Annotated in this window: 18 protein-coding genes; 10 read left to right on the top strand and 8 right to left on the bottom strand. The window is 51.9% G+C overall.

Features of this window, described 5'->3' with window-relative positions; genetic code table 11:
• The first annotated feature begins 289 nt into the window (after positions 1–289).
• The 5 genes from D5398_RS20985 to cysE all read left to right on the top strand — a co-directional run bounded on the left by D5398_RS20985 (position 290) and on the right by cysE (position 3505).
• On the top strand, positions 290–721 hold the full coding sequence (locus D5398_RS20985; protein WP_015699203.1) for a rhodanese-like domain-containing protein: 432 nt from the start codon (positions 290–292) through the stop codon (positions 719–721).
• A 69-nt stretch (positions 722–790) separates the two neighbouring features.
• A complete protein-coding gene (gene grxC, locus D5398_RS20980; protein ID WP_120509359.1) occupies positions 791–1042 on the top strand; it encodes a glutaredoxin 3 in 252 nt (83 codons plus the stop codon).
• 64 nt (positions 1043–1106) lie between these two features.
• Positions 1107–1577, top strand: coding sequence for a protein-export chaperone SecB (secB, locus tag D5398_RS20975; protein WP_013577602.1), 471 nt, complete (start codon positions 1107–1109; stop codon positions 1575–1577).
• Complete coding sequence (gene gpsA, locus D5398_RS20970; RefSeq protein ID WP_120509358.1) at positions 1577–2596, top strand: NAD(P)H-dependent glycerol-3-phosphate dehydrogenase; 1020 nt, start codon at positions 1577–1579, stop codon at positions 2594–2596. The genes secB and gpsA overlap by 1 nt, the downstream gene beginning before the upstream one ends.
• A gap of 87 nt (positions 2597–2683) precedes the next feature.
• Positions 2684–3505, top strand: coding sequence for a serine O-acetyltransferase (gene cysE / locus D5398_RS20965; RefSeq protein WP_013577600.1), 822 nt, complete (start codon positions 2684–2686; stop codon positions 3503–3505).
• Positions 3506–3558: 53 nt separating this feature from the next.
• On the opposite strand, the gene trmL is transcribed toward cysE, so the two are convergent.
• The 3 genes from trmL to cpxR are packed head-to-tail and all read right to left on the bottom strand — an operon-like array spanning position 3559 to position 6138.
• Entirely contained in the window at positions 3559–4032 is a 474-nt protein-coding gene (gene trmL / locus D5398_RS20960; protein WP_120509357.1) for a tRNA (uridine(34)/cytosine(34)/5-carboxymethylaminomethyluridine(34)-2'-O)-methyltransferase TrmL, read from the bottom strand.
• Between the two features lie 37 nt (positions 4033–4069).
• Positions 4070–5440 carry an envelope stress sensor histidine kinase CpxA gene (cpxA, locus tag D5398_RS20955; RefSeq protein ID WP_120509356.1) on the bottom strand — a complete coding sequence of 457 codons (1371 nt, stop codon included), beginning with the start codon at positions 5438–5440 and terminating at the stop codon, positions 4070–4072.
• On the bottom strand, positions 5437–6138 hold the full coding sequence (gene cpxR / locus D5398_RS20950; RefSeq protein ID WP_120133127.1) for an envelope stress response regulator transcription factor CpxR: 702 nt from the start codon (positions 6136–6138) through the stop codon (positions 5437–5439). Before cpxR ends, cpxA begins: the two co-directional genes overlap by 4 nt.
• 152 nt (positions 6139–6290) lie before the next feature.
• Between cpxR and cpxP the strand changes: the two genes are divergently transcribed.
• The 3 genes from cpxP to D5398_RS20935 all read left to right on the top strand — a co-directional run bounded on the left by cpxP (position 6291) and on the right by D5398_RS20935 (position 9307).
• Positions 6291–6800, top strand: coding sequence for a cell-envelope stress modulator CpxP (gene cpxP, locus D5398_RS20945; RefSeq protein WP_120509355.1), 510 nt, complete (start codon positions 6291–6293; stop codon positions 6798–6800).
• Between the two features lie 347 nt (positions 6801–7147).
• Positions 7148–8134: a 6-phosphofructokinase gene (gene pfkA, locus D5398_RS20940; RefSeq protein ID WP_112289334.1), complete on the top strand. Its 987-nt coding sequence runs from the start codon at positions 7148–7150 to the stop codon at positions 8132–8134.
• Between the two features lie 183 nt (positions 8135–8317).
• Positions 8318–9307: a sulfate ABC transporter substrate-binding protein gene (locus tag D5398_RS20935; protein WP_120509354.1), complete on the top strand. Its 990-nt coding sequence runs from the start codon at positions 8318–8320 to the stop codon at positions 9305–9307.
• Between the two features lie 99 nt (positions 9308–9406).
• Here the strand turns inward: D5398_RS20935 and tpiA are convergent, their stop codons facing one another.
• Positions 9407–10174, bottom strand: a complete 768-nt coding sequence (gene tpiA / locus D5398_RS20930) for a triose-phosphate isomerase (protein WP_120509353.1) — start codon at positions 10172–10174, stop codon at positions 9407–9409.
• 127 nt (positions 10175–10301) lie between these two features.
• A complete protein-coding gene (locus D5398_RS20925; protein ID WP_120509352.1) occupies positions 10302–10910 on the bottom strand; it encodes a DUF1454 family protein in 609 nt (202 codons plus the stop codon).
• A 158-nt stretch (positions 10911–11068) separates the two neighbouring features.
• Here D5398_RS20925 and D5398_RS20920 point away from each other — a divergent pair, with 158 nt between their 5' ends.
• Positions 11069–11491 carry a DUF805 domain-containing protein gene (locus tag D5398_RS20920; protein ID WP_120509351.1) on the top strand — a complete coding sequence of 141 codons (423 nt, stop codon included), beginning with the start codon at positions 11069–11071 and terminating at the stop codon, positions 11489–11491.
• A gap of 16 nt (positions 11492–11507) precedes the next feature.
• On the opposite strand, the gene fpr is transcribed toward D5398_RS20920, so the two are convergent.
• Entirely contained in the window at positions 11508–12254 is a 747-nt protein-coding gene (gene fpr / locus D5398_RS20915; RefSeq protein ID WP_120509350.1) for a ferredoxin--NADP(+) reductase, read from the bottom strand.
• Between the two features lie 308 nt (positions 12255–12562).
• Between fpr and emrD the strand changes: the two genes are divergently transcribed.
• On the top strand, positions 12563–13756 hold the full coding sequence (gene emrD, locus D5398_RS20910; protein ID WP_120509349.1) for a multidrug efflux MFS transporter EmrD: 1194 nt from the start codon (positions 12563–12565) through the stop codon (positions 13754–13756).
• 64 nt (positions 13757–13820) lie between these two features.
• Here emrD and glpX read toward each other — a convergent pair whose 3' ends face one another.
• Entirely contained in the window at positions 13821–14831 is a 1011-nt protein-coding gene (glpX, locus tag D5398_RS20905) for a class II fructose-bisphosphatase (protein ID WP_120509348.1), read from the bottom strand.
• A 141-nt stretch (positions 14832–14972) separates the two neighbouring features.
• Entirely contained in the window at positions 14973–16496 is a 1524-nt protein-coding gene (gene glpK, locus D5398_RS20900; RefSeq protein WP_120509347.1) for a glycerol kinase GlpK, read from the bottom strand.
• Between the last annotated feature and the right edge of the window lie 5 nt (positions 16497–16501).

Raw genomic sequence — 16501 nt, 5'->3', positions numbered from 1 at the left:
TTTAAAAGATGAAATGCTCAATAGGCTCGCCCGCTGAAACAGCGTAAACAGGCGCGGCTAAAGGCATTTGAGCTGGCAGATTTTACCCCAGTGCGGGATGTGAATAGCCGGAGGAGATCAAAGATGAGGCGAGGTGAGGGTTAACTTTCGGCATAAAGGCGTGTTAATTTTCCGAGACGTGCCGCAGATTGTGGCATTCGCCCGCGCTTACTGGCTGTAATTGCTCCGGCGCGCAGGTATACTCTGAAGCCTTGAATTTTCCCCCAACTGACGGGAGTTGCTACACCCCATGCAAGATATTATGCCGTTCATCAGTGCGCATCCGGTTCTCAGCCTGGCGTGGGTTGCGTTACTGATTGCAGTAATTGTGACCACCTTTAAAACACGTTTCTCTAAAGTAAAAGAGATCACCCGTGGCGAAGCAACACGCCTGATTAATAAAGAAGATGCCATCGTTGTCGATGTTCGCGCGCGTGAAGAATTCCGCAAAGGCCACATCGCTGAATCACAGAATGTGTTGTCTGCTGACATCAAAAACAACAATCTGGGTGAACTGACTAAACACAAAGCACAGCCAGTGATCGTGGTGTGTGCTACTGGCCAAACTTCCCGTACTGCGGCTGAAGGCCTGATTGCTGCCGGTTTTGAGCGTGTATTCACACTCAAAGAAGGCATCAGCGGCTGGAGCGGTGAAAACCTGCCTTTAGTTCGCGGTAAATAGTTCGCGCTAAAGATTAGACGTTCAGATAACCGCTACGGCATTAAATTCTACGACTCTGAGGTGGAACCCATGGCAAAAATTGAAATCTACACCAAGGCAACCTGCCCTTACTGCCATCGTGCGAAAGCTTTGCTTAACAGCAAAGGCGTTTCATTCGATGAAATCGCTATCGATGGTGACGCAGAAAAACGTGAAAAAATGATCGCGCGCAGCGGTCGTTCAACCGTTCCTCAGATTTTTATCGATGGACAGCACGTTGGCGGTTGTGATGATTTACATGCGCTTGATGCACGCGGTGGTCTTGACCCGTTACTGGGTTAATAGAGGCCACTGCGGTTTTTCATCAAGTGTTTAAAAGGACTATTAACCCGAGGGTACTACTCACATGTCAGAACAAAATAACACCGAGATGGCTTTCCAGATCCAACGTATTTACACCAAAGACATTTCTTTTGAAGCGCCAAATGCGCCTCAGGTTTTCCAGCAAGACTGGCAGCCAGAAGTTAAACTGGATCTTGATACCGCTTCCAGCCAGCTGGCCGAAGGCGTATATGAAGTTGTCTTGCGTGTGACCGTAACTTCATCCCTGGGCGACGAAACTGCGTTCCTGTGTGAAGTTCAGCAAGGTGGTATCTTCACTATCTCCGGTATTGATGGCAACCAGATGGCGCATTGCCTGGGTGCATATTGCCCGAACATTCTGTTCCCGTATGCCCGTGAGTGCATCACCAGCCTGGTTTCCCGCGGTACCTTCCCGCAACTGAACCTGGCACCTGTTAACTTTGACGCTCTGTTCATGAACTATCTGCAACAGCAAGCTGAAGGCGAAGGTGCTGAACCGCATCAGGATGCCTGATGAAAACCGTCAATGCGTCAATGACAGTAATCGGTGCCGGCTCGTACGGCACCGCTTTAGCGATTACTCTCGCCAGAAATGGCCATCCCGTTGTGCTGTGGGGACATAATCCCGACCACATCAACGCCTTACAGCGTGCCCGCTGTAATCAGGAATTCCTTCCTGATGTTCCATTCCCCGATAACCTGTTGCTCGAAACCAATCTTTCTGTCGCGTTAGCGGCCAGCCGTAATGTGCTGGTTGTGGTGCCAAGCCATGTATTTGGTGACGTACTGCGTCAGCTGAAACCCCATTTGCGCCCAGATGCACGTGTGGTATGGGCGACGAAAGGACTGGAAGCCGAAACCGGCCGTCTGTTGCAGGATGTCGCACGCGAAGAACTCGGCGATGCTATACCGTTAGCTGTGGTTTCAGGTCCGACATTCGCCAAGGAGCTAGCTGCGGGCATGCCGACGGCAATCTCTCTGGCTGCTACCGATGTGACATTTGCCGAAGATTTGCAGCAATTACTGCATTGTGGCAAAAGCTTCCGTGTTTACAGCAACCCCGATTTTATCGGCGTTCAGCTGGGCGGGGCGATTAAAAACGTCATCGCAATTGGAGCCGGAATGTCGGATGGCATTGGCTTTGGCGCCAATGCGAGAACCGCGCTGATTACCCGTGGTCTGGCTGAAATGACGCGCTTAGGTGCCGCTTTAGGCGCCGATCCTGCGACATTTATGGGCATGGCAGGCTTGGGTGATTTGGTGTTAACCTGCACAGACAACCAGTCCCGCAACCGCCGCTTTGGCATTATGCTGGGGCAAGGCAAGGATGTTCAGACTGCTCAGGACACCATTGGCCAGGTTGTTGAAGGCTATCGCAATACCAAAGAAGTACGGGCTCTGGCGCAGCGTAATAACGTTGAAATGCCAATCACAGAACAGATTTACCAGGTATTGTACTGCGGTAAAGATGCGCGTGAGGCAGCGATCAGTTTGCTTGCCCGTGCGAGCAAGGACGAAAAACACAGCCACTGAAAGGCGTATAAAGTATAGCCACCTTGTTGGTACATCCGACAGGGCGGCTTTTTATTACCCGAACTTGCAAAGTCGTAAGGAAAAGTGATGTCGCTAGAAGAATTAGAGCTGGTCTGGAATAACATTAAATCAGAAGCGAGAGCACTGGCTGAGTGTGAACCGATGCTGGCAAGTTTTTTCCATGCGACATTGCTAAAACATGAAACGCTGGGCGGCGCGTTGAGCTACATTCTGGCCAACAAGCTGGGCAATCCGATTATGCCCGCGATGGCTATTCGTGAAGTGGTCGAAGAAGCCTATCGTAACGACGAGCAAATGATTTTGTCCGCTGCCCGCGACATTTTGGCTGTCCATCAGCGCGATGCGGCAGTCGATAAATATTCGACTCCGCTGCTTTATCTGAAAGGCTTCCACGCGCTTCAGGCTTACCGTATCGGTAACTGGCTGTGGAAGCAGGATCGCAAAGCACTGGCGATTTACTTCCAGAATCAGATTTCAGTGTCATTTGGTGTAGATATTCATCCGGCGGCACGTATTGGCTGCGGCATTATGTTTGACCATGCAACCGGTATTGTCATCGGTGAAACTGCCGTGGTCGAGAATGACGTTTCGATTTTGCAGTCTGTCACGCTCGGCGGTACCGGCAAAACCTGCGGTGATCGCCACCCTAAAATCCGTGAAGGTGTCATGATTGGCGCTGGCGCGAAAATCCTCGGTAATATCGAGGTGGGTGCTGGCGCGAAAATCGGGGCGGGTTCAGTCGTGTTGCAGTCAGTTCCTCCGCACACTACGGCTGCGGGTGTGCCGGCACGTATTGTCGGACGACCGGAAAGCGAGCGTCCTTCCATGGATATGGATCAGCATTTCAACGGTATTGCGCAGGGTTTTGAATTCGGCGACGGTATCTGACAGGCGTTTTCAGATGGCATGGATCTGCATGCCATCTTTCAATTCAGGCAAATCTATTCTTTCAGCAATGCGCCCGGATATCCCAGCTGGCGCCAGGCTTCATACACCACCACTGAAACGGCATTCGACAAATTCATGCTGCGGCTTTCTGCGAGCATTGGAATGCGGATTTTATGCTGAGCGGGCAGATTATCCAGAATGGTTGCCGGCAGGCCACGGGTTTCCGGGCCGAACAGCAGGAAATCATTATCCTGATAGCTGACGGCGCTGTGCGCTGGCGTACCTTTGGTGGTCAGTGCGAAAAGACGTTGCGGATTCTCGCTGCCAAGGAACGCGTCATAATTGACGTGATGCTTAATATGGGCGAATTCATGGTAATCGAGCCCTGCGCGGCGCAGACGTTTATCGTCCCAGCCGAAACCTAAAGGTTCGATGAGGTGAAGCTGACAGCCAGTGTTGGCACACAGGCGTATAATGTTGCCGGTATTTGGCGGGATTTCTGGTTCAAATAAAACGATGTTAAGCATGCGTCCCCCTGATAGAGGGACGCAGAATAGCAGAAACTTAACGCTGGTGCAGCGGCAGCCAGATGATCAAACGAAGGCCGCCCAGCGGGCTGTCCTCGGCTTTGACTTTGCCTCTGTGCTGCTGTACTGCGGTATCCACGATAGCCAGCCCAAGGCCGGTACCCCCGGATTCACGATCGCGCGCTTCATCAGTGCGGTAGAACGGACGGAAAATCTGCTCACGATCTTCTTCACTCACGCCCGGACCATCGTCATCAACGGTGATGGTGATCCCTTCACTGTCGTGGGCGAAATTCAGCGCAATGTGATGGTGCGAATAACGCAGGGCGTTACGCACAATATTCTCCAGTGCACTGTCGAGCGCCGCAGCATTGCCGATCAGTTTCCATGGGCCAGGAGGAGACGTAACCTCCAGAGTTTTGCCCATCTGTTCGGCTTCAAACTGCGCATCATCAATCACACCTTCCCACAGTTCATTGGCTTTCAGGGTTTCGCGCGACAGCTCATTTTTATGCTGACTGCGTGATAACACCAGTAAGTCATTGATCATGCCATCAAGACGTTGCGCTTCATTTTCAATGCGTTGCAGCTCTTTCCCTTCACCATGACGACGGCGCATCAGCGCGGTGGCCAGCTGGAGACGAGTCAGCGGAGTACGCAATTCGTGAGAGATATCAGAAATCAGCCGTTGCTGGGCCGTCACCATCCGTTCAAGTGCGCTGACCATCTGGTTGAAACTGGCACCCGTTGCGAGAAATTCCTGGGGACCTGCTTCAAGTTCCGGATGCTGCTTAAGATTACCGCGTGCAACGTCATCTGCGGCGTTTTTCAACTTACGCGCAGGTTTTGCCAGGCTCCACGCCAGCCAGAGTAACAGCGGGGCGCTGATAAGCATGGTGACGATTAACAAAAGCAGAGGGCGGTCGAACATCAGATTGATAAAATCAGACTGAGAACTGCTGGCAGGGCGCATCAGGTAGAGCTGGTAGTTGTCTTCGCCGTCACGAACGGAGAAAGGCCCGACCATTTCCACCCGACCATATTTTTTCTTTTTAGGACGATCGGAATTATCGGACTGGCCGATAAAGTTACGCACGATCTGCATTTCATTGCGCTGAGCGCCAATGACGCGCCCTTCGCTGGTGACCAGCAACAAACGCTGACCCGGCGGTGCCCATTTGTCGATAGCGCGGAACAACCTGCGCCACCACATCAAATCATTGGCAGGATCGGTCGCCAGCTCAGCTTCTACGTGCTGTTCAATCATCAGGCCCTGCCGTTGTTCGTTATCGAGCAACGGCGTAATCTGGCGTGAATCGAGTTTCGGCACCATCAATACCAGCATTAGCACCAGGGCCAATGTGAACCAGAAAATGGCAAAAATACGTGCCGTAAGGCTGTTTATCATGAAGCAGAAACCATCAGATAACCGCGTCCGCGCAAGGTTTTAAACCACGGATGTCCGTCCTGACGATCGGGCAATTTACGGCGTAAATTAGAAATGTGCATATCAATCGCACGGTCAAACGGCGTCAGGCGTTTACCCAATACTTCCTGGCTCAGATGTTCGCGGGAAACGACCTGTCCGAGATGTTTTGCCAGTAAATACAGCAGGGTAAATTCCGTACCGGTTAAATCAAGTGCTTCGCCGTTAAAGCTGGCTTCCTGACGGCCCGGATTGAGCTGTAAGCCATCGACTTCCAGCGTCGGTGAACCGTTGTTCTCATTGGTTTGCTGTTGTTCGCTCCAGTTGGAACGGCGCAACATCGCCCGGATACGGGCAACCAGTTCGCGGTCATTAAACGGTTTTGGCAGATAGTCATCGGCACCCAATTCGAGGCCAAGGACACGGTCTAATTCACTGCCACGAGCGGTTAACATAATCACTGGCGTCTGGTGGCGCTGGCGTAATTCTTTAAGGGTTTCAATGCCGTTTTTCTTCGGCATCATCACGTCAAGTAACAGAAGATCGATGGTATTATCGACTTTCTCTAATGCCTGCTCACCGTCGTAAGCCACCACAACATTAAAGCCTTCCATTTCGAGCAATTCTTTCAAAAGTGAAGTCAGTTCACGGTCGTCATCAACCAACAAAATTTTATTCATTGTATTTACCTCTAGACGCAAAATACGTCATCAATTGCCGCTATTCCATGACTTTACGTACTTTTACAAGCACTGACGCTTGTTTGCAGCAGCAGGTTTAGACTGCTTTTCAATGATTCGCGATTAAGCGATAAAGACTTTAGGAGTATGTGATGTTTAAGGCAGCTTCATTCGGTTTGGCCACGCTTCTGACGCTGAGTTCAGGTGTCGTTTTAGCAGATGGCGCAAAACCAGTGTCGGCGATGCCAGCAGAACATGATAGCACGATGTTGGATAAGCCTCAGGAACGCAACACCATGTTTGATGGTGTAAATCTCACTGAGCAGCAGCGCCAGCAAATGCGTGACCTGATGCATCAGGCTCGTAAAGATCTGCCTCATGTAAATGTAGAACAGATAGAAACGATGCACAGGTTGGTTACTGCCGAAAAGTTTGATCAGGCCGCAGTCCGGGCACAAGCCGAATTAATGGCTCAGGAACAGGTGGATCGCCAGGTCGAAATGGCCCGCATCCGCAACCAGATGTTTAATCTGCTGACGCCTGAGCAAAAAGATGTACTAAACCAGAAACACCAGCAGCGCATGCAACAGATGCAGATGCAGTTATCTGGCTTACAACCTTCTTCTGCCCAGAAGACGAGTAGTACCAGCACGACCGAGTAAGATCCCTGTTTTTCCTTGCCATAGACACCATCCCTGTCTTCCCCCGCCGAAAGGTGGGGTTTTTTTTGCCTTCAATTCGGGATGGGTTCACAGAAGCGGAAATTAACAAGGTGGAAATCTGCGCGTAACGAACTGGAAATATCTTGTAAAAGCCGTATGAATCAGTAAATTGCGAAGTACAGAGCAGTGTATGCGTATTCTTGCTGACTTGAATCAATTCAGCACCGGTGTTTTGTTATACTATAGGCTCAAACGCTAGTAAGCCCTTTTGGCTGCACAAGAAAAACTCGCCCAACAGGCAGGCTCAAGATTCTTAAGAAATTGCATCTACAAGTTCAGAGGTAGTCATGATCAAAAAAATTGGTGTACTGACAAGTGGTGGCGATGCCCCAGGCATGAATGCTGCGATCCGTGGCGTTGTTCGTTCCGCTTTATCTGCAGATTTGGAAGTCTACGGAATTGAAGATGGCTACCTCGGCATGTATGAAAACCGTATGCGCAAACTGGATCGCTACAGCGTTTCAGACATGATCAACCGTGGTGGTACTTTCCTGGGTTCAGCTCGTTTCCCGGAATTCCGTGACCCGGAAATGCGTAAAGTTGCTCTGCAGAATATGAAAGACCGCGGTATCGATGGCCTGGTGGTTATCGGTGGTGACGGTTCTTATGCGGGCGCAGACTTGCTGACCAAAGAAGGCGGCATCCGTTGTATCGGCCTGCCAGGCACAATCGATAACGACGTTGCCGGTACTGACTACACCATCGGTTTCTTCACGGCGCTTGGCACCGTAGTGGAAGCGATTGACCGTCTGCGCGATACCTCCTCTTCCCACCAGCGTATCTCTATCGTTGAAGTCATGGGCCGTTATTGCGGTGATCTGACCTTGGCTGCGGCGATTGCCGGTGGTTGTGAATTTATTGCCATCCCTGAAGTTGAATTCAAACGTGATGATTTGGTTGCTGAAATCAAAGCAGGCATCGCGAAAGGCAAAAAACACGCGATCGTCGCTATCACTGAGAAGTTAGATAACATCGAAGAGCTGGCCAAATACATCGAGAAAGAAACCTGCCGCGAAACGCGTGGCACTGTATTGGGTCATATCCAGCGTGGTGGTGCCCCGGTCGCTTACGACCGCATTTTAGCATCCCGCATGGGCGCTTATGCTGTTGATCTGCTTCTGGAAGAAGGCCGCGATTATTCTCAGGGCGGTTTCTGCGTCGGTGTTGAGAACGAGAAAATGGTTCACGAACTCATCTCGGTTTGTATCGCGCCAGAGAACAAGAAAAGCAAATTTAAAGAAGACTGGTACGACACGGCGAAAAAACTGTTCTGATACAGCTGATTACGCGTTTGAAAGAACCTCCTTTGCGGGAGGTTTTTTTTCGCCTCCATTTTGGTTATTCCAGAAAGTAATAGAAAAAAACCTTTTATTCTTTATACGTTTCATTTTTATCTGGCACGCTCTCCCTAACGAACAAATAAATGAAATCCATAGAAACTATCTCGGGAGAGTGCGATGCGTAAATGGGCTGTAGGTTTGGGATTACTGTTGGTGGCAACCGGAGCAATTGCCAAAGATATTCAGATTCTGAACGTGTCGTACGATCCTACGCGTGAGTTCTATGAACAATACAACAAAGCGTTCAGCAAATACTGGCAGGCTAAAACCGGCGATACCGTGACCGTGCGCCAGTCGCATGGCGGTTCCGGCAAACAAGCGACGTCTGTAATCAATGGTATTGAAGCGGATGTGGTGACGCTGGCACTGGCGTATGACGTTGATGCGATTGCCGAACGTGGCCGCATCGATAAAAACTGGATCACCCGTCTGCCGGATAACTCTGCGCCTTACACGTCCACCATTGTGTTCCTGGTCCGTAAAGGCAACCCGAAACAAATTCACGACTGGAATGATTTGATCAAACCGGGTATCTCGATCATTACGCCGAACCCTAAAACATCAGGCGGTGCGCGCTGGAACTATCTGGCTGCCTGGGGTTATGCCCTGCATCACAACAACAATGACAAAGCGAAGGCTCAGGATTTCGTGAAAGCATTGTATAAAAACGTGGAAGTGCTGGATTCCGGCGCACGTGGCGCAACCAATACGTTCGTTGAGCGCGGTATCGGCGATGTGCTGATTGCGTGGGAAAACGAAGCGCTGCTGGCGACTAAAGAAGTCGGTAAAGACAAGTTTGAAATCGTGACGCCAAGTGAATCAATTCTGGCAGAGCCAACGGTTTCTGTGGTCGATAAAGTCGTAGATAAACGCGATACGCGCACCGTGGCGGATGCCTATCTGAAATACCTGTATTCACCGGAAGGTCAGACTATCGCGGCAGAAAACTATTACCGTCCGCGTGATCCGGAAGTTGAGAAGAAATTCGCTTCTGAATTCCCGAAACTGAAACTGTTCACCATTGATCAGGTGGCCGGAACTTGGGCACAGGCTCAGAAAGAGCATTTCGCGACAGACGGTATTTTTGACCAAATCAGCAAACGTTAGTCGTCTTTTGTAAACAAGGTTTTTGCAAGCAGCTCTTTTGCAAACAAAAAAATAAAACCCCGGCATGCCGGGGTTTTCTTATGCACAGAAGAAACAGGCTTACGCTTGTTTAGCTTCAGCAGCAGCTTTCACGATCACGGCGAAAGCATCAGCTTTCAGTGATGCGCCGCCAACCAGTGCGCCATCGATGTCTGGCTGGGTGAACAGCTCAGCAGCGTTAGCAGCATTCACGGAACCGCCGTACTGGATGATCACTTGTTCAGCAACCGCAGCATCTTGTTTCGCGATGTGGTCACGGATAAATTTGTGAACTGCCTGAGCTTGCGCAGGAGTTGCAGATTTACCGGTACCGATCGCCCACACGGGTTCGTAAGCGACAACTGCGCCTTCGAATGCTTTTGCACCCAGAGTGTTAAGAACCGCGTCCAGTTGCTTAGCGCAAACGGCTTCAGTTTTGCCAGCTTCGTTTTCTGCTTCAGTTTCACCGATGCAAAGAACAGGGATAAGGCCCGCTTCTTTCAGTACACCGAATTTCTTCGCGATGAATTCGTCGCTTTCTTTGTGATAAGTGCGGCGTTCTGAGTGACCGATGATGATGTACTGCGCACCGATGTCTTTGAGCATATCGGCAGAGATCTCACCGGTGAATGCGCCGGACAGGTTAGCATCAACGTTCTGAGCACCCAGCGCGATACGGCTGCCAGCCAGAGCGTGTTTAGCCTGTGACAGGTAAACTTCTGGTGGAGCAATCGCAACGCCACAACCTACAACTGTGCTCAGTTCAGTACGCAGAGCTGCAATCAGTTCGTTAACCATGTGGGTGCTGCCGTTAAGCTTCCAGTTACCCATCACTAATGGATGTCGCATGTTTTTTCCTCCAAAAGGGGACGCGAGTGTCGATTAAAATTTCTGCCAAATAAGCAGATTACCTGTGCAACAGTATAGAGATCATTGGACGTAAAGGCTTTGCTTTTTGTCATTAAAAGCCGTCATCTCACGGCTCAGCCAGCGCCAGCTTTACCGGCTCCACGGCGAATGTCAGACCTTTTTCGCCATTGTCTGAAATCACAAAACGTACCGCGCCCACTTCCTGCTTATAAAACTGCTGGCCTTTACCTTTCTCAATCATTGACGTTACTTTCGCCACGCTTTGTGGCACAGAAAGCGTGGCGTCAAACTGGCGCATCAGGTTCGCCATGTAGCTTATCGCCAGCGTGCGGGCGGCTTTTTCTTCCGCCCCCTGAATCGGCAGGTAGGTGATTTGCAGCGTTTTGATTTTGCCTGTTCCTTTTTCCAGCGCAGTCGAGGCATACAGATTTTCGTTAATCTTGCTGGCGGCGCGGGTCAGGGAACTGTTCGCGGATTTATCGCTGATAGAACGAAATTCGCCAATCTGCTGAGCTGGATTAGCTTCATTGTATTTGGCGCGGAAATTAATCAGCGTCGTTTCAAAGGTCGGCGCACCGGCAAGCAGGTAAGGTGCCTTTGGCATTTCTTCCGCGCCGGAGTGATCGGTCGGCGGATCGGCGAGCGCGATATTCTGGCCGGCCAGCATCAGCAGCGCGGGCAGCGCCAGTCGTAATAAAGAATGAGCAACAGTCATAGGGCGTGTCTTATTTTGTTTCAACAGACCGATTAAAGCGGGGAATGAGGGGTAATGTCAAAAGGAGAGCGTAAAGATTCTCGCCGCCGTTGCCTGTGGGTTACACTCCGCGTGATTTAACATTTTACTCCCATTGTACTTTACGGAACGGACTGTCAATGACGTTACAGCATGCACTGTTTTCTTTTAACGGCCGCCTGGGTCGCCGCGATTTCTGGTTCTGGATAGTCAGCTGGCTAATTCTGATGGTGGCTGATTTCTTTTTTGCCGCTCAGGAATGGATTACCTACCAGACGGCCGGTTTTGCGCTGGTGGTTTTACTGTGGCCGACGGCTGCGGTACTGGTGAAAAGATTGCATGACCGCAATAAATCCGCCTGGTGGGCATTGCTGTTTGTGCTGGCGTGGATGCTGGTGGCCGGTAACTGGGCTGCGGCGATGCCACAAACGTGGAGCTGGGTATTAGGCCGTCTGGCACCGTCGGTGATTTTCATCATGCTGATTATCGATTGCGGTGCTTTTGTCGGGACACCGGGCACAAATCGTTTTGGCCCGGAACCGGACGACGTGAAATTCCGCTAGTTTTGCGGTCACAGATTTACCAGTAATGCTCGCTGGTCATATGGCCAGGCTTACGTTTGAGATGTTTGCGCATACCTCGTGTGTCTTTCAGGATTTGCTGGGTATCGCGCACCATCTGCGGATTTCCGCACAGCATCACGTGGCTGTCGTCAGCAAGCATCTTCAGGCCGACAGCGGTTTCCAGCGCGCCGCTTTCAATCAGCGCAGGTACGCGACCGGTCAGCGAGCCGGAAATTTCCTCGCGGCTGACCACGGTCTGAATATGTAATTTGCCTTCATAGCGGCGCTGAAGCTGTTGCATCATGGGCAGATAACTCAGGTCTGCCGCGAAGCGCGCCGCATGAACCAGAACAATATTTTTGAACCGCTCCAGCCCCAATCCTTCCTGCAAAATCGACAAATATGGCCCGATAGCCGTACCGGTTGCCAGCATCCATAACGTGTCGCATTCAGGTACTTCTTCAACCACGAAAAAACCCGCGGCTTCTTTGGTGATATTTATTTCGTCACCCGGTTGCATAACGTGCAGGCGCGGGCTGAGCTTTCCTTCCGGCACATTGACCAGATAGAACTCCAGTTCATTGCTGGAAGGGGGATTCACATACGAATAGGCGCGCTGAACCCGCTCGCCATCGATATCCAGTGAGAGTTTAGCGAACTGGCCTGCGGTAAAAGGATCGACCGGTGCATTGATCGTGATGCTGAACAAATTGTCTGTCCAGTGCTCAACTTTTTTGACTTTTCCCGTCACCCAATCAGCCATAAAAACTCCCGTTGTTCCTGATCTATTCATGAATACCGAAATTGAGGCCTGATTTTATTTCAAATTTTTCGGATCCCTTATCGGTTAAATGTTATCAGCCTGTTCAGCTCCCGTTAGCCGGTATCGATTTCGTACACCCAGCGTTACACCGCTGGCTTTTCCGGCTGCCACTCAGAAGACGGCAGAGTTCACCGCGACACTCGCTTATTCATCTTAATTTGTTAACTTATGCGCCGCCGCACCTCCGGTTAATTTTACTGGTTATTTGTTCTGCCCTTTTACAACACTGTCTGATAATGAACTGAAAAATGAAAAAACTGGAAAACTTTCACCTGCTTGTAATGCTGATTTTACTGGTTGCCGTGGGCCAGATGGCGCAGACCATTTATGTGCCGAATATCGCGGATATGGCAACCAGTCTGGCGGTTAAGCCCGGTGCGGTACAGCGTGTGATGGCGGCCTATCTGCTGACGTACGGTGGCTCGCAGCTGATTTACGGCCCGCTCTCCGATAACGTCGGGCGTAAACCGGTGATCCTGACCGGTCTGATGATTTTCCTGATTGGTGCGGCGGGCGCGATGATGTCAACCAGTCTGAATATGCTGATCCTGGCCAGTGCGGTTCAGGGGCTGGGCACCGGCGTGGCAGGCGTGATGGCACGAACCATGCCGCGTGATTTATACAACGGTGGCGCGTTGCGTCATGCCAACAGCCTGCTGAATATGGGCATTCTGGTGAGCCCGCTGCTGGCGCCCGTTATCGGCGGAGCGTTGTCGGCGTGGCTGGGCTGGCGCGCCAGTTTTGGGTTTTTGTTAATTCTGTGTGCGGGCGTGGCGTTTTCAATGTACCGCTGGTTGCCGGAAACGCGTCCGGAATTCACGGCTGATAATCCGCCGCGCAAAATGCTCGCCAGCCTGCGGTTATTGCTGGCAGACGCCAATTTCAGCCGTTATCTGGTGATGCTGGTGGGCGCACTGGCTGGTGTGGCAGTATTCGAAGCCAGCTGCGGAGTGCTGATGGGTGGCGTTCTCGGGCTGAGCGGCGTGATGGTCAGTATCCTGTTTATCCTGCCTATTCCTGCAGCATTTTTCGGTGCCTGGTATGCCGGTCGCACGGAGAAAAGTTTCCAGCAACTGATGTGGCATTCGGTCATCAGTTGTCTGCTGGCCGGGCTGGCGATGTGGATACCGGGCTGGCTGGGCATTATGAATATCTGGACGCTGATCGTTCCCGCCTCGCTGTTCTTCTTCGGCGCAGGCATGTTATTCCCGCTGGCGACCACCGGAGCGATGGAGCCTTTCCCATATCTGGCGGGTGCGGCAGGTGCGCTGGTCGGTGGCTTACAGAATATGGGATCAGGTCTGGTGGCATGGATGTCCGCTATGCTGCCGCAAACCGGTCAGTTCAGTCTGGGTTTACTGATGTTTGCGATGGCGGTACTGATTTTGCTGTGCTGGTGGCCGATGTCAAACCGTCATCAGGAGCAGGGTCACACGGTCTGAAACCGCGTCCGGCACATAAAAAAAGCAGAGCCTGAGCTCTGCTTTTTGTCTATCAGGCGTCCGGTCAGATAATAAATTCGTGCAGTGCGGCGTCTTTACGGTCGAGATAATGCGTCGAGCGGATGCGGCGGATGGTGCGGGATTTACCGCGGATCAGCAGTGTCTCAGTGGTCGCCATATTTCCCTTGCGGCTGATGCCTTCCAGCAGATCGCCTTTGGTAATGCCGGTTGCGGAGAAAATCACGTTATCGTTGCGCGCCATATCATCAAGCAGCAGCACTTTACCGGCTTCAATCCCCATCGCCTGGCAACGCGCCAGTTCATCTTCACCCATGCGGCGGTTTTCCGGCGTATCACCTTTCACGTCATGACGCGCCAGTAAACGACCCTGCATATCGCCATCCAGCGCGCGGATCACCGCAGCGGAAATCACACCTTCCGGTGCGCCGCCGATGCCGTACAACACATCCACTTCGCTTTCCGGCATACAGGTCAGAATAGTTGCTGCCACGTCACCGTCCGGGAACGCGAACACACGCACGCCTGATGCCAGCATTTCACGGATAGCGTCGTCATGCCGAGGTTTCGCCAGCACAGCGACAGTCAGTTCGGTCAGTGGCTTATCCAGCGCTCTGGCGATATTGACCAGGTTCTCAGCCAGCGTCAGATTCAGATCGATAGCGCCTTTGGCACCCGGTCCGACAGCGATTTTTTCCATGTACATGTCTGGCGCGTTGAGAAACGACCCTTTATCGCCCACGGCCAGAACGGCCAGCGCATTGGATTGCCCCATTGCGGTCATACGCGTACCTTCAATTGGATCGACCGCGATATCTACCGCATCGCCGTTACCGGTACCGACCTTTTCACCGATATACAGCATTGGTGCTTCATCGATTTCCCCTTCGCCAATGACGATAGTGCCGTCGATATCAACTTTGTTGAGCATGATGCGCATGGACTGAACGGCAGCATTGTCGGCGAGGTTTTTATCACCCCGGCCCAGCCATTTATAACCGGCGAGTGCGGCAGCTTCGGTCACGCGGGAGAACTCGATTGCTAATTCACGTTTCATTGGAAAGCCTGTAGAAAGAAAAAAAGAGGTCGGTGAGGCAGGGCTCATCTGTGGAGCGATTTTAGCACAACGGGGTACAGGCATAAAAAACTCCCCATGCGGGGAGTTTCAGAAAGTGGTGTTGGCGGTAATCTCTGACGATTATTCGTCGTGATCTTCCCACGAACGAACGCGTGCCACCGCTTTTTGCCAGCCTTTATAGCGGACATTACGTTCCGTCGTTTCGATGCTTGGGCGGAATTCACGTTCGATAGAGGCTTTGCTGCGAACTTCTTCCAGGTCGTTCCAGAAACCGACGGCCAGACCTGCGAGGAAGGCAGACCCCAGTGCGGTAACTTCCAGCACTTCAGGGCGCTCTACGCGGGTGCCCAGGATGTCTGACTGGAATTGCATCAGGAAGTTGTTGGCAACCGCGCCGCCGTCTACGCGCAGCGATTGCAAACGTGCGCCTGAGTCAGCCTGCATCGCATCCAGTACGTCGCGGGTCTGGTAAGCGATGGATTCCAGCGTTGCGCGGATAATGTGGTTGCTGTTCGCGCCACGGCTCAGTCCGAAAATTGCGCCACGGGCATACGGGTCCCAGTAAGGCGCGCCCAGTCCGGTGAAAGCAGGAACGACATAAACGCCGTTGGTGTCTTTCACTTTAGACGCGAAGTATTCGGAGTCGGTTGCGTCGCTGATCAGTTTCAGTTCGTCGCGCAGCCACTGAATCGAAGCCCCGCCAACAAACACTGCGCCTTCCAGTGCGTAGTTTACTTCGCCGCGCGGACCGCAGGCGATGGTGGTCAGCAGGCCGTTTTTAGAAGCGACTGCTTCAGTACCGGTGTTCATCAGCAGGAAGCAGCCGGTGCCATAGGTATTTTTCGCCATACCCGGTTGTACGCAGAGCTGGCCATACAGCGCCGCCTGCTGGTCACCTGCAATGCCCGCGATTGGAATACGCGTACCGCCTTTACCACCGATGTTGGTCTGACCATAAATTTCAGAAGAAGGACGCACTTCCGGCAGCATTTCGCGCGGAATATCCAGCGCTTCCAGCATACGGTCGTCCCACTTCAGGTCGTGGATGTTGAACAGCATGGTACGTGAGGCGTTGGTGTAATCCGTAACGTGAACGCGTCCCTGAGTCATTTTCCAGACTAACCAGGTGTCTACGGTGCCGAACAGCAGTTCGCCAGCTTTAGCACGCTCGCGGGAGCCTTCAACATTATCAAGGATCCATTTCAGTTTGGTGCCGGAAAAATACGGGTCAACCACCAGGCCGGTGTTGTGACGGATGTATTCTTCCATGCCGTCTTTTTTCAGCTTTTCACAGATGTCAGCAGTACGACGGCATTGCCACACAATCGCATTATAGATTGGCTTGCCGGTTTCTTTTTCCCACACGATGGTGGTTTCACGCTGGTTGGTGATACCGATACCGGCGATCTGATCGGAGTTAATGTCGGCTTTCGCCAGCACTTCTACCAGCACCGAGCTTTGTGAGGACCAGATTTCCATCGGGTCATGCTCAACCCACCCAGATTTAGGGTAAATCTGGGTGAATTCGCGCTGTGAAACGCTGACGATATTGGCATCGTGATCCAGAACCACGGCGCGTGAACTGGTCGTACCCTGGTCGAGGGCGACAATGTATTTTTTTTCGTGAGTCGTATCTGCTGACATAATGT

The organism is Rahnella bruchi, from assembly GCF_003614975.1.
Lineage (GTDB): Bacteria > Pseudomonadota > Gammaproteobacteria > Enterobacterales > Enterobacteriaceae > Rahnella > Rahnella bruchi.
The sequence above is the reverse complement of the archived record's forward strand: the minus strand, read 5'-3'. Positions and strand labels throughout refer to the sequence as shown.